The sequence below is a fragment of the Segetibacter aerophilus genome, assembly GCF_007991655.1.
Taxonomy (GTDB): domain Bacteria; phylum Bacteroidota; class Bacteroidia; order Chitinophagales; family Chitinophagaceae; genus Segetibacter; species Segetibacter aerophilus.
Window position 1 is genome coordinate 159211 of sequence record NZ_BJYT01000005.1, and the last position, 15082, is coordinate 174292.

Genomic DNA, 15082 nt, shown 5'->3' on the forward strand with positions numbered 1-15082 from the left:
AGCAAATCCTTGCACTAATAAAAAGCATTTTACATATTTATAAGAAATTATAAAGCTTTAGTATAGTAACATTTAATAAATGCTTTTTACTACTTAATGCTATAAGCGTGAGGAGAAGCAGGTTGAGAGTTTTGAGTTAAAATGAACTTGCAAATTTATATTAAACAGAATATTTTTTTGGAGCTAGGTTTAAAGAGGAGGAAGTAATTACTGGTAAAAATTATTGGGCGTACTCTCCAAAGACAGAGTAAATTTTTCAATAAGTGATAAGAGCGTTAGACTTTTTAGAAATTAAGTTATAGAGATTCTAGCCTCTATTGCCAACTTGGCTAATTGGACAAGGAAGGTTCTTAGGGTTGTCTAAGGTTATGAAATTATCAAATAACTGGAGGTCAAATAAAAGTTATTTCGGAAGCGGGAAGTGTGTTAGTCTATAGTGAAGTTACTATTCAGTGTATTAATTGAATTTTTTAAAATGAAAAGCTTACTTCAGAGAAGCATTTTCTCTTGCATTTTGGCCATCTGTACTATTACAGCATATAATCAAAATATCGATTCTCTACGACGCATACTTCACACTAGTAAACAAGACACAACTATTATAAATACTTTGAATGTTATTAGCGTTGTATTGTCAACCAAAGGCAATTATGAAAATGCTTTGAAATATGCAAAAGAAGCATTAACAAGGGCAACAAAAGCAGGCTTCAAAAAAGGCATAGCGGACGCATATTTTAGCCTGGGTTGGTATTACAAGGTGCAGTTAAATTACTCAGAGGCCTTTAAGAACTATTTTACTTCACTGACTATACTTACTAAGACAGGTGATAAAAAAAGTATTGCCGATATGTATTTAAATATAGCCGGGCTCTACTTCAATCAAGGAAATTACGGAGAACATCTAAAAAATCAATATGAAGCGTTAAAGCTTTATGAACAAATAGATTACAAACCTGGTATTGGAGTCGCTTTACATGGGATGGGATCAGTTTACTTATATCTAAAAAATGAAGAAGAAGCACTAAAGTATTTTAAAAAAGCTCTAGAAATATTTGAAGAAACGGGCGAACGATTTGGAATTGCACAATCTTCAAATAGTATTGGGAAGATTTATGCAGATCAAGGCAAATACCTTGAAGCGTTGAAATTGCATTTAGCAGCAAAGAACATATTTGAAGAACCTGGTGCGCCTAGTTGGGGTGTTCCTTTTTCCTATTCCTGCATTGGCGATGTTTATAAAAAACAGGGCGAAAGGGCATTTGCAAAAAAAGATACTGCAACGGCTATTAAGATGTTTTCTAAGGGAATGGAAAATTATTTTGCTGCCTCAGTAGGCTCAGAAAAAGCCGGGAACAAATTGGATGTCGCACAATCCTACATACAGCTAGGCGAGGTTAACCTAAAGCTAAGCCGTTTCGTTCAAGCAAGGCAGTTTCTTGAGAAGGCATTGTTATTATCAAAATCACTAAACGATAAAGAAACTACTAAAGACGCATACTATAATTTATTCAGCTTAGACAGCGCAGAGAAAAAAACGAATGAAGCACTAGACAACTATAAAAAGTATATACTGTATCGAGATAATTTGATCAACGAAGAAAATATAAGAAAAGCATTACAAGCTAAAGTTCAATACGGGTTGTACAAAGAAGAGTTAGAAGAGCAGCAAAAAAAAAGCAGACGGTTTTTTTCATTTGTGCTGTTGGGGTTTCTCGTCATTGTTTCTGTCTTAATAGCCTTTATTCAATGGCGGAACAACAAACAAAAGCAGAAAGCAAACGTTCTGCTCACGAAGCAGAAGGAAGAAATACAATTTACGTTAGCCGAACTTAAAGCTACACAAGCTCAACTGGTGCAGCGAGAAAAATTAGCTTCCTTAGGACAAATGACGGCAGGTATCGCTCATGAAATTGAGAACCCCTTAAATTTTGTCAATAATTTTTCTGAAATAAACACCGAACTTCTTGAAGAGTTACAAGCCCAACTTAGCGCAGGAAATGCTCAAGAGGCGCTTTCTATTTCAAATTATCTGAAAGAAAACGAACGGAAAATCAATGATCATGGTAAACGTGCCGATTCTATTGTAAAGGGGATGCTGCAACACTCGCGCGTTACTTCAAATAAAAAAGAGCTTACGAATATAAATGATTTGGCTAATGAATACCTAAGGTTAAGCGTGCATAGCTTACGAGCCAAAGACAACACGTTCAACGTTTCTATAGAAACAAACTTTGATGATAATATAGAAGAGCTATTAATTGTTCCACAAGACATCGGGAGAGTCCTTATAAATATATATAACAATGCTTTTTATTCCTTACATGAAAAAGCAAAACAATATAGCGACGAATATGTCCCTAAGCTTTGGATAACGACTAAAGGTTCTGTAAAAAATGGGGAATTAAAGAGTGTACAAATACGCATAAAAGATAATGGAATGGGTATACCCGACAATATATTAGATAAGATATATCAACCTTTTTTTACGACCAAGCCTACGGGCCAAGGAACGGGTCTTGGCTTATCTTTAAGCTATGATATTATTACAAACGAGCATAATGGCGAATTAAAGGTGCAAACAAGTGCAGGAGAATATGCTGAATTTATAATCGAACTGCCAAAAAAATGAAGCTATTATAGAGCCTACAAAGTAAAAAGCCCAAGGCATTGAAAAACAATACTTGAGCTTTAGTACCGAGGAGCAGACTTGAACTGCCGACCTTCGGGTTATGAATCCGATGCTCTAACCAGCTGAGCTACCTCGGCATTTAGGGCTGCAAATATAGGCGCTTTTTTTATCGGAAAATCAACTTCAAGCTAAACAAAGAGAATTTTGGCAGGCAGATTCTATTAATGCAAATACTTCTTCTACTGTCTGAACTACTCTAAAAGTTTCATTATTAGAAAAGGTAAGAACTGTCGAAGCGTTGCGACTGATCAGGTCTTTTTTAATAGAAATTACATTATTCATATTTAGAAAAAGAGGTTCATCTCCATCTTTCCATACTTCAATTAAACACGGCTTCATAATTACTGTTTAGCGTTTAAGAACAACCTTTTAAACAAAAGGTTCAAATTCTTTTTAATGGAGTTTCCACTTTTTATTCTTAAGTCCTTTAAAGCTTACCTGTGCTAATTCTTGAATTCCGCCATATCCTTTCGTTTTCGATTTAACTTGAGCTTTTTAAAAAATATGTCTTCTACCGAAAAGTTATATCTCGAATACAAAAGTGTTATGCAAAAGGTCGCGGACGTAAAGTATGCCGCAGCAGTGTTACAATGGGACCAGGAAACATATTTACCAGAAAAAGGTGCAGAGTTCCGGGGGAGGCAGTTAGCCACCCTAAGTGAGATAAGTCATGAAATGTTTATTAACGACAAGAATGAAGGTCTGCTAAAAGACTTGCTGTCAAAGGACTTGCCTCAGGAACAAAAAAGAAATGTAGCGTTGACATGGGAAGACTATAGCAGGTTGAAAAAATTAACTCCCGAGTTTGTGAGGAAGATGAGTGAGACGGTATCTGCAAGCTTCTTTGCATGGATTGAAGCAAGGAAGCAAAATAGCTATAAAATCTTCGAGCCTAAACTAGCTCCTTTGGTTGATTTAAAGCGGCAGGAGGCGGAACTGTATGGATATGAAGGTCACCCGTATAATGCGTTGATGGATGAATATGAAAAAGGAGCGACCGTACAAAAAATCGATACAATTTTTGAAGACATTAAATTACCGCTGCGTCAACTTCTTTCAGAGATACAAAATGATCGACCTGTTGATGATAGTTTTCTTCGCCAGCATTTTCTGAAACAGCAGCAATGGGAGTGGGGTATGTACCTCGCGAAGCAACTGGGCTTTGATTTTGAAAGAGGTCGGCAAGATATATCGGAGCATCCCTTTACAACAAACTTTAGTAGCCAGGATGTAAGAATTACTACTCGTATAGATGAGCATGACTTTGCAAATATGACCTGGAGCACTATTCACGAAGTCGGTCATGCTTTGTACGAACAAGGGTTGCCGCCAGAGCAATATGGATTGCCGCTGGGCGAGTACGCTTCATTAGGTATTCACGAATCGCAATCGCGTCTCTGGGAAAATTGTGTGGGACGAGGAAATGCTTTCTGGAGCTATTACCTCCCTCAGCTCAAGCAGTTTTTTCCCGAACAGTTTAAAGATGTTTCAAAGGATCAGTTCCTGAAGGCTATTAACAAAGTACAACCGTCGCTCGTTAGAGCTGAGGCAGATGAGCTGACCTATCATTTTCATGTAATGGTGCGTTATGAACTTGAAAAAAGATTGATCGAAGGATCATTACAGGTAAAAGAAATACCGTTGTATTGGAACGATCAGTACAAAGCCTTGCTGGGGGTTGATGTTCCGGATGATAAAAGCGGCTGTCTGCAGGATGTACACTGGAGCCATGGAAGCTTCGGCTATTTTGCCACCTATAGCCTCGGCAGCTTTTATGCTGCGCAATTGTGGCAACATGCAAACAAAACTATTCCCGGTTTAGAGACCGAAATTTCACAGCAAGGAAAAACAAAATCGCTATTACTGTGGTTACGAAACAACGTACACAAACACGGAAGATTTTACAACAGCAATGAGCTTTGCGCGGCAGTTACCGGTCACGAACTTGACAGCAAAGTTTTTGTGTCTTATCTAAAAGAGAAGCTAAATGATTTAAAGTAGGCGGGAGTTTTAGGGGATAAAATGTTTCAGTCCTGACAGAGGAAATTTTCCGATTGTACCTCAGATCTAATACAAATTTTTAAAGCTGCCTTTTAACGCAGCTTTTTTTATTGCTAAATCTTATTCAAAAGCAGGAGGTTTTACTTTAAACAGAAAACAGGGCAAAAATTGATAAAAGCATAATTGAAATACAGGAGATGAACGAAATGCGTCGCAACAACTGCTGCCAATAGATCTCTTGTTTGTACCTCAAAACTTCTTCTACAGTTCCTTTTGGGGCTTTGTAAATACTACTCAGCTGACATCCGCTATTTAAAACCTCTCATAATAACTCTTGCAAGTCGGCTAATGAAAAAATAATCGGGGGAACAAAATAAAAGAGCGATAAAAAAGTTTATATAAGATTGAGTTGAGCAAAGTCCTATATCCAGTTAAAAATTATTAGAATTTTCTATGAAAACCATTAAAGGTACATGGTTGCACTTGCTGCAACTAACTGTACTAATCTTTATAACAACAGCAGGATCTGCGCAATTACGGGCTGGTTTTCTTGCTACGCCGCTTACAGGGTGCCCTCCAATGGTGGTTAGTTTCACCGATACTTCAAAAGGTAACCCGACTTCGTGGAAGTGGGATTTAGGCAACGGAACCATTTCTTTTCTTCAACATCCAATCGCAACTTATTTTACACCTGGTAGTTATAATGTTAAACTCGTAGTTACGAATTTAGCGGGCAAAGACTCCGTAATAAAAAGCCAATACATCGTAGTTAACGCGCTGCCCGTGGCTTACTTCAATCAATCGGACTCGACTGGCTGTTTTCCCTTGAAAGTTGCATTTAAAGACAGTAGCATTGCAGGATCTGGTACTGTACAAAAATGGCAATGGGATTTTGGTGACGGTACTTTATCTACGGAACAAAACCCTTCGCATACGTACACCAGCCCCGGTAATTTTACTGTTATTTTAAGGGTTACCAATAGCAATGGTTGTTCTGCAGTGATTACTAAACCTTCGTTGATAACAATACGTGATGGTGTAAATGCTGCCTTTAGCTATACGACCGTTCCCGGTTGTAGCAGTCCGGCACCTGTAAACTTTATAAATGAATCTAAAGGAACCGGCACGCTAAGCTACTTCTGGGACTTTGGCGACGGTAAGAATTCGACAGCTGCCAATCCGGCTAATAGTTATAATAATGGCATTTACACCGTAAAATTGGTTGCAACCAGCAGCTATGGATGTACAGATACTGTTATTAAACCAAATGCTATTAATGTAGGCATTGTACATGCAAGTTTTTCAAGCCTTGATAGTATTTGTGCGGGCAACAATCTCGAACTAACAAATACTTCAACCCCTGCAACTTTTACCAGTGTAAAGTGGGATTTTGGCGATGGCGGATCTTCCATTCAAACTAACCCAGGCAGAATTTATGCGAACGCGGGAGTGTATAAAATAAAATTGATTACCACTTTTGGTATTTGCCAGGACTCTGCTGTAAAAACTATTACTGTTCTTCCAAGGCCAATAGCAGCATTTACTGCATCTAATACTTCGGGATGTACAGGTCCTCTCGTTGTTTCTTTCCAGGATGCCTCGACTGGTGCAATTTCGTACAAATGGTCTTTTGGAGATGGAGCTACATCAACTCTTAAAAATCCTACACACGATTACACCACACCCGGCACATACTCAGTAAGCCTGACGGTTACAAATACAAATGGATGTACTACCACTCTTGTTAAGGATAACCTTGTTAAGTTTATTCCGCTAAAAATTGCTTCAATAAATAATCTTGGTGTTAAAGGTTGTATGCCTGTGATAGTTTCGCCGGTTGCCAGTATGAAAGAAAATGTGTCAGCTTCATCATACTTATGGAATTTTGGTGATGGGTCGACCTCTACAAGCGCCACACCTACCCACACTTATACTACAGCCGGAGTTTTTGATGTGACATTGATCGTTTCCGCTGGTGGTGGTTGTTCGGATACGCTCGTTTATAAAGAGGCAGTAAAAGCAGGTAACAAGCCTCAAACAAAATTTACTGCAGATCCCAGGGATGTGTGTGCTGTTTTGCCTGTTTCTTTTACCGACATGACGCCAAAGGGTACTGTAGAAGAATGGAAGTGGTTTTTTGGAGATGGGGCAACTTCAGGAGCACAAAATCCTATTCATAATTACAACGACACAGGTTACTTCAATGTAAAGTTGGTAGCCACAAACTTTGGTTGTAGTGATACATTGGAAATGAAAAAGTTTGTTCACATAAAACCTCCGATTGCTAAGTTTGATACTGCTTATAGTTGTAACGATCGCTTCACCCGGAACTTTGTTGACCAATCTCTCGGTGCTATGACCTGGGCCTGGAATTTCGGAGACGGATCTACTTCAACAGAACAAAATCCTTCACATACTTATTCAGCTCAAGGTGGGTATACTGCAATTTTAACTGTTACTAATGGCGACTGTCAGCATACGGTTAAAAAGAATGTGGTTGTATTGAACGAGCAAGGAAAGTTAGCGGTAAGCGATAGCATTAATTGTGTTAATACTCGCGTCGTTTTTGATGTGAAAAACGTAAACCCTGCAAATATCTCCAGTTACAACTGGTACTTTAACGGCATTACTGAAAATGTAATCACCACCACTAATAACCCGGTTACTGTTAGCTTTAATACACCCGGTACACGCAACTCTGCAGTAATTATTACAGACTTACTTCATTGTTCAGATACTTTATATGCAACCGTGCCTTTAAAGTTTTACGGTCCGAAAGCATCCTTCGAAAGTATATCACCTAATACGTGTCTTGGCAATACGGTCAACTTCACTGACTCGTCTAAAACTGATGGCATTCACCCAATCACAGAGTATTTATGGAATTATGGTGAAGGAGATCCCGAGAAATATTCCAATGGGCCTTTTTCTCATAATTATGCAGCGTTCGGAAGCTACAATGTTAAGCTTGTAATTAAGGATAGTTATGGTTGTACAGATAGCATTACCAAGGCAAGCTTTGTTAGTATTACAAAACCTGTAGCTAAGTTTATTACATCAGATTCGGCTTTATGTCCTTCTTTGCCTATCACTTTTACCAATCAATCAGAAGGGGTGGGCGCTACCTACGAGTGGAACTTTGGTGACGGCACAACTTCGGCTAATGTTTCTCCTGTTCACTCTTTCAGCAGTCCTGGTACCTACAATGTGGTGATGGTGATGATAGACAAAAACGGTTGTTCTGCCTCAGATTCAACTACAATAAACATTTATACTGCCAAGGCTGACTTCTTGTTGAGTGACTCCTTTTCAACATGTCCTCCGCTCGTGGTTAACGTAACAAACCAGTCAAAAAATTATATAGATCTTAATTGGGATTTTGGGGATGGCGGTAATTCTCAATTGACAAATCCTTCCCATATTTATACTTACCCCGGTAATTATACTTTAAGACTCACTGTAAAGAATAACGGTGGTTGTGTGGATGAACTAACAAAGAAGGTGGTCATACAAGGCCCTACGGGAGCCTTTGACTACTCGCCGAAACAAGCATGTATGCCGGGTAAAGTTGATTACAAGATTACTGCTCAGAATACGGTTAGTTATGTGTGGGATTTCAATGATGGTAATACTATCTTTTCGGTCAAAGATGGTGTTTCGCATACTTACATTAATCCGGGCAACTATGTTCCTAAGGTGATTTTAGAAGATGGACTTGGATGTAAAGTAGCTTTACAAGGTTTGGATACAATTAGGATATATTCTGTAAATACGAATATTTTAAGCGACAGCAGAATGGTTTGCGACAGCGGAATTGTTGCTTTCAGAGACTCTACTACTTCGAACGATGGGTTGAAAGGCTTCTTGTGGAACTTCGGTGATGGGATCACTTCAACACTAAGAAATCCAACACACAATTTTTCCGATACCGGGTTTTATTCTATCAAGCTTATAACTACTACCGCTTTCGGATGTACCGACACGGCTGTTTCTAAAGATTATGTCAAGGTGGTTCATTCACCCCTGGTTAAGATATTAGGAGATACTTCTGCGTGCGAACCAGCCAAAATAAAGTTGACAGGAGATTTTGCGCGGGCAGATACTTCCGCGATCACATGGGCATGGAGTTTTGGTAATGGCAGTGCTTCGAGTTTACAAAAACCTGATAGCCAAAACTACGTTCGTAGCGGTTCTTACCAGGTGACTTTAAAGGCGACTAATAGCGATGGTTGCTCAAACGAGGTAACAAGAACAGCTGTAATTCACCCTAAACCGATGGTTGATGCAGGACCAGATGCCGGTATTTGCCGCTTTGATACTTATAAACTGACGGCGACCGGAGCAAACAGTTATACGTGGCGATCAAATCCTACTTTAAGCTGTGCAAACTGTGCAACACCGATAGCAAAACCTGACTCTTTAACTACTTACTATGTCACCGGCAAAACCCTGTTTGGATGTACTAACGAGGATTCAGTAACCCTTAAAGTGCAGCAGACATTTAAAATGATTGTTGGCAAAGCAGATACTTTATGTAAAGGTGAGGTGGCTACACTAACTGCGTCTGGCGCTGACAACTACCAATGGTCCCCTGCTCTGTGGCTTAACAACCCCGCCATTGCCTCTCCAAGGGCAAAGCCGGATACGACCATTACTTACCAGGTAATTGGAAAAGACAACAATGGCTGTTTTAGAGATACACAGAATATCAGGATAAAGGTTTATCCGCTCCCTTCTGTCGATATTACAAATGGAGATAACATAACGGTGCAGGTAGGCGGAAGTATTAAACTCAATACGAAGAACTCACCAGACATTATTAGTTGGAAATGGTTTCCTTCTCAATGGCTAAGTTGTGCCTCTTGTACCGAGCCGCTGGCTGCTCCTAAAGAAAATATCACTTATAGTATTACCGCCACTAACGAAGGCAATTGTACTGCAACAGATAAGGTAAGTATAAATCTTATCTGTAATAATACCAACGTGTTCATTCCTAATACGTTTTCACCAAATGGGGATGGTATCAATGACGTGTTTTATATTAGGGGTTCTGGACTTTTTAATGTCTTATCGTTCAAAGTATTCAACCGTTGGGGACAGCTTGTTTACCAGAAAAATGGTGGTGGGGCTAACAATCCGCTTGATGGATGGGATGGTAATCTGAATGGTGCACCCCTTCAGCCAGACGTATACGTTTACCTGATTGACGTTGTTTGTGCCAACAATACCATATTCCCTTTTAAAGGAAATGTATCATTGATCCGTTAGAGGAATCATGGTTAAAAACATGCAAACTGAGTTCTAGCCAAACAGTTATAAAAAATATAAAATTTGAAAAGCCTATGCACTAGCGGCTTCTTGTAAGAACGTTGCAGCGAACTGATATTAAATTTTTTTTATGTAGCTGCAACCTTTTTAATCTAATACGTGACTATATTGAGCCGGGTCTTTCGAAAGGTCCGGCTTTATATTTTAGCAAACGTTTGTCTCTACTATCACTACATATCTACTGGAAAAAATTTCTTTTTTTCCTATTCATCCTTTTTTGCTCAGTAGCAAAAGGGCAATTAGTTGCTGATTTTACGCTTGATATCCGACAGGGGTGCGCTCCCTTTGTTGTTCCAAAATTTACAAACCTTAGTAAGGGAACAGGTCTGACTTATCTCTGGAGTTTTGGTAATGGAAATACAAGTACTCAGTTAAATCCCGGTGTTATATATTTTGCGGACGGCAACTACACGGTGAAACTGGTAGTTAGGGATGCTACGGGAAGGAAAGACTCTGTGGTAAAAAGCAATTTTGTTACCGTTAACAAGAGTCCTGCGGTAAATTTTGCTGCAAGTAGGACAGGCGGCTGTATCCCACTCACGGTTCAGTTTACCGACTTAAGTACTGCCGGTTCTGGAAACATCACTAAGTGGGAGTGGGACTTTGGCGACGGTAAGACTTCTTTGCTTCGCTCGCCATCTCATACTTTTGATGTAACCGGAAATTTTACGATCACCCTAAAAGTCACTAATAGTCTTGGTTGCGTGGAGGTGAATACCAAAACTTCTTACATCAAGGTTAACGAAATACCTAAAGCTAATTTTACCTCGGGATCTGCAACCAGTTGTAATCCTCCGGTGATGGTTAATTTTATAAATACATCTACCGGCCCGGGAATAAAGAGTTATAAATGGAACTTCGGAGACGGCTTCGTTTCTTTTGATCAAAATCCTTCTCACAATTATACTACTGCAGGAAACTATCCCGTCACTCTTATTATTACAAACGAGAACGGATGTGTAGATTCAATTAGAAAACCTACGGTAATTGGGGCCGTTACTTCCCGCATCACTGTACCTGATGTTATCTGCCAGGGCGCCCCAACAAGTTTCTTAAATGCTTCCACGCCAGCTGTTGCGTCGAGTTTGTGGGATTTTGGAGATCGAACGACTTCGTCTGAAATTAGCCCTGTAAAAAGTTTTGATGTTCCCGGCTCTTATACTGTGAAACTGGTTAACAATTTTGGCGGTTGCAAAGATTCTATTACAAAACGTATTACCATCATTCCTAAGCCTGTTGCTAACTTTTCTTACAACGCACCTCCGCCAGGCTGTAATTTACCAGTAACTGCTTCGTTTACCTCGCAGGCCTCTTCGGCAGCTTCTTACCTTTGGGATTTTGGAGATAGCACTAATTCAAACGCCAGTTCCCCAACACATACTTACAATAGTTACGGTATATTTTCTGCGAAACTAAAAGTCACTGCTATTAATGGTTGTTCTGATAGTATTGTGAAACCTAATGTTGTTTCGATTATAAAGGTGAAGATTAATCGGTTTTTGGGCTTGCCTTATGCCGGTTGTGTTCCCTATCAACCTGCTCTTTCAGCAGACATTACTACACCCAATCCCATTAGTTCTTATTTGTGGAATTTTGGCGGCGGACAAACATCCACTGAAGCAAATCCAATACACAATTATTCTAAGGCCGGTAGCTATGATATGTATTTAAAAGTATCAACTGCCACCGGTTGCACAGACAGCTTCCAATTGAAGAATGCTGTTTCTATAAGTGACAAGCCAAAAGTTGGTTTCTCCGCAGCACCACTAAGCGCATGCGCTTCTGAAAGTGTACAGTTTAAAAATTTAACAACTGGTACTTTTACCAGCACGAAATGGGAATTCGGTGATGGTTCGACTTCTGAAGCAAATGATCCTCTTTACCATTATGCTGATACAGGTCATTTTACAGTCAAACTAATTATTGGCAACACGGCTTGTTACGATTCGCTCACGATGAAGGACTATGTGTATGTTAAGCCGCCTATCGCCAACTTCGGTGTTCTCTTTAACTGCGACTCTCCTTTAACCCGAAGATTTCAAAATAAATCAGTTGTAGCAAAGACATATGAATGGAATTTCGGAGATGGCTCCGCAGTTTCTACTGATGAAAATCCTACGCACACTTTTGCGGCCTCCGGCATTTATTATGTTCGTTTGCATGTAACAAATGGGGACTGTTTTGATGATATTACTGATACATTAGAAGTTATTGGTGAAAATCCTGACTTTACTGTTAGTAGTAGTTTACTCTGCAGGAATAATCCAACTGTATTTACCGCAAAAATTACCAACTCTCAAAATGTAGCCACCTATAGTTGGGACTTTGGAGATAATTCAAATGTTGTTACCACTACCAGTCCTACAATAGATCACAATTATGTTATTGCTGGTACTTACAGTCCGGCATTGACTATCACCGATCGGCTTGGTTGTACGCAGCGGGTGCAAAAGCCAGCGAGCATTACTATTTATGGACCGATAGCAAAACTTACGCATCCTGAAGGCACCTGTATCAACTCAAGCCTTACATTTTTAGATAGTAGCATTGCCACCGCCAATCACCCTATTACTTCCTGGATGCTGAATTATGGAGATGGGAAGTTTGATACTTCTAAAACTGTTTATCCCACATTTGTTCATACTTATACAGGTGTTAAGAACTATGAAGTTTTCCTGGTTGTGACCGACGACTCGGGGTGTAAGGATACTTTATTTAGTCCTGGTGGAGTTAACATTACCGATCCCAAGGCTTTGTTTTCGTTGAAGGATTCAATTTCGTGTAGTAATTCAAACATTGATTTTAGCAACCAATCAAATGGTTTTGATCTTTCATATGCTTGGGATTTTGGTGATGGCCAGCCTGAAACTGTTGCAAATCCCTCTCATCCCTTTGCAGCAGAAGGAACTTATAATATCTCTTTAGCTATAAAGGATCGATACGGGTGCACAGACACTCTGCAAAAACTAAATGCCATTATTATTCAGAACGCGAAGGCTGCATTCGCCATGAGCGACTCTAATATTTCGTGTCCTCCCGCTCAAATAAATTTCTCTGATAATTCAACCTATGCAACCTCGCTTAAATGGGATTTTGATGACGGAAATTTCTCAGATATTTCAAATCCATCGCACTATTTTTTAGCTGCCCGTGATTATAATATAAAGCTGACAGCTTACGGCCATGGAGCTTGCGCTGATTCGCTGGTAAGAACTGTAACTGTGAAGGGCCCGAGCGGCACTATCGCATATGATCCCATTATTAAATGTTTGCCGGCTTTGATAAACTTTACGGGTACCGCGGCTAACAATGACAACACCTATACATGGGATTTTGGAGATGGAACAGCAGTAACCACTAGTGAACCTGCAATTTCTCACGAGTACACGTCAATAGGAAAATACCTTCCAAAATTGTTGTTGATTGATACTAAGCTTAAGTGTACCGTTTCGATTTTTGGTTCTGATAGTATTATTGTGCCCGAAATTATCAGCTATATGAAGGCCCCTAAAAATTTGTTTTGTGATAGTGCTACATTGCGATTTTTTGACTCTTCGGTAGTACGGTTTGACCAGATAAGTAATTATCAATGGTCGTTCGGTGACGGTACTACATCTGACGAGGTAAGTCCGTTTCATAATTATACTGCTCCCGGTATTTACCCTGTGCGATTAACAGTAACAACTACTGCAGGTTGTACAGACTCGTCAACAAGCAGTTTTGTCAAAATTGTAAAAAGCCCTGAACTTGAAGTAACCGGACCAATTGCGGTCTGCATTAATCAACCAGCGCAATACTCTGCTACTGTAAAAGACACATCTGCCGTCAGGTGGAATTGGAATTTTGGTAATGGAGCCAGCTCTATTAACCCGTCGCCACCAGCACAGGTATATACCACTGCCGGCAGTTTTTCAATTAATACCTCTGTCACTAATACGTCAGGTTGTACGACTAGCAAAATAACCCCTCAAAAGGTGAATGCTCTGCCTAATGTTAGCGCAGGTGTAGACTCGGCCATTTGCCTTGGAGCAACAATTACTTTAAATGCTTCCGGCGCCGATAATTATTTATGGACGAGCAATACTACCTTAAGCTGCTCCACTTGTTCAACTCCTGTCGCGACGCCTGTAAACCCCGTCGTCTACTATTCTGTGACAGGCACCGATGCTGCTACGTCGTGTCAAAAAACGGATTCAGTTCAGATCAAAGTTGTTCAGCCTTTTAAAATTACTACCACAGTTACTGATACTTTGTGCATTGGAGAGTCCGTAAAACTATTTGTTACGGGGGCCGATACTTATAATTGGACACCAGCTGCAGACTTAAATGATCCTACCAGTTCAACACCCGTTGCAACTCCCCGCAGCACTACGACTTATACAGTTACCGGCCATGATTACCTCAATTGTTTTACCGATGTTGCTACCATTCCTATAACGGTGTATCCTATACCTGTTTTCAATATTATTGAAGATAATATCACCATAGCTATAGGAAACAGTGCACCAATTAAAACCAAAAGTTCTGCGGATGTTATAAACTGGCAATGGTTTCCAACCACAGGCTTAAGTTGTAGCAATTGTGCTGAAACAGTAACTACTCCTACCAATACAATTGTTTATAAGGCGATCGCTACCAATGAAGGTGGTTGCAAGGCTGAGGATAGAATAACTATTAATGTCTTTTGCAACAATGGTAATCTTTTCGTTCCGAATACCTTCTCGCCTAACAACGATGGAAGCAACGACATCTTTTATCCAAGGGGTAAAGGAATTGCGGGAGTCAAAAGCTTGCAAATTTTTAATAGGTGGGGAAGCCAGGTCTTTCAGAAAACAGACTTTGCAATCAATGATCCGTCTTCGGGATGGGATGGAACTTTTAACGGAAAGCCGCAAGAGCCGAATGTATTTGTCTATCAAATAGAAGTGATCTGCGAAACCGGGCAAGTCTTTAGTTTTAAAGGAGATGTTACATTAATCAGGTAGATAAGACCGGGTTTTTATCTGTTCACGGTTAGGATGTTTTAGGGCAGTTATCCTTTAAAGAGATAAATACAAAACAAGG

At 39.8% G+C, this 15082-nt stretch carries 5 protein-coding genes and 1 tRNA gene; 4 read left to right on the plus strand and 2 right to left on the minus strand.

Annotated features, from left to right (window positions below; genetic code table 11):
* Window positions 1-475 precede the first annotated feature (475 nt).
* Window positions 476-2629 (plus strand): tetratricopeptide repeat protein, encoded by a 2154-nt coding sequence (locus SAE01_RS08185; RefSeq protein WP_147203262.1) that lies wholly within the window; start codon window positions 476-478, stop codon window positions 2627-2629.
* 63 nt (window positions 2630-2692) lie between these two features.
* Here SAE01_RS08185 and SAE01_RS08190 read toward each other — a convergent pair.
* Window positions 2693-2766 (minus strand) — tRNA-Met (locus SAE01_RS08190).
* A gap of 46 nt (window positions 2767-2812) precedes the next feature.
* Window positions 2813-3028 carry a hypothetical protein gene (locus SAE01_RS08195; RefSeq protein WP_147203263.1) on the minus strand — a complete coding sequence of 72 codons (216 nt, stop codon included), beginning with the start codon at window positions 3026-3028 and terminating at the stop codon, window positions 2813-2815.
* A 165-nt stretch (window positions 3029-3193) separates the two neighbouring features.
* On the opposite strand from SAE01_RS08195, the gene SAE01_RS08200 reads away from it, so the two are divergent.
* The 3 genes from SAE01_RS08200 to SAE01_RS08210 all read left to right on the plus strand — a co-directional run bounded on the left by SAE01_RS08200 (window position 3194) and on the right by SAE01_RS08210 (window position 15003).
* Entirely contained in the window at window positions 3194-4690 is a 1497-nt protein-coding gene (locus SAE01_RS08200) for a carboxypeptidase M32 (RefSeq protein WP_147203264.1), read from the plus strand.
* A 453-nt stretch (window positions 4691-5143) separates the two neighbouring features.
* Complete coding sequence (locus tag SAE01_RS08205; protein WP_147203265.1) at window positions 5144-9958, plus strand: PKD domain-containing protein; 4815 nt, start codon at window positions 5144-5146, stop codon at window positions 9956-9958.
* A gap of 215 nt (window positions 9959-10173) precedes the next feature.
* Window positions 10174-15003 carry a PKD domain-containing protein gene (locus SAE01_RS08210; protein ID WP_170234113.1) on the plus strand — a complete coding sequence of 1610 codons (4830 nt, stop codon included), beginning with the start codon at window positions 10174-10176 and terminating at the stop codon, window positions 15001-15003.
* Window positions 15004-15082: the final 79 nt, after the last annotated feature.

Bases quoted from the DNA above. Each gene is read 5' to 3' on its own strand.
- SAE01_RS08185 (WP_147203262.1), top strand. From the start codon at position 476: ATGAAAAGCTTACTTCAGAGAAGCATTTTCTCTTGCATTTTGGCCATC.
- SAE01_RS08195 (WP_147203263.1), bottom strand. From the start codon at position 3,028: ATGAAGCCGTGTTTAATTGAAGTATGGAAAGATGGAGATGAACCTCTT.
- SAE01_RS08200 (WP_147203264.1), top strand. From the start codon at position 3,194: ATGTCTTCTACCGAAAAGTTATATCTCGAATACAAAAGTGTTATGCAA.
- SAE01_RS08205 (WP_147203265.1), top strand. From the start codon at position 5,144: ATGAAAACCATTAAAGGTACATGGTTGCACTTGCTGCAACTAACTGTA.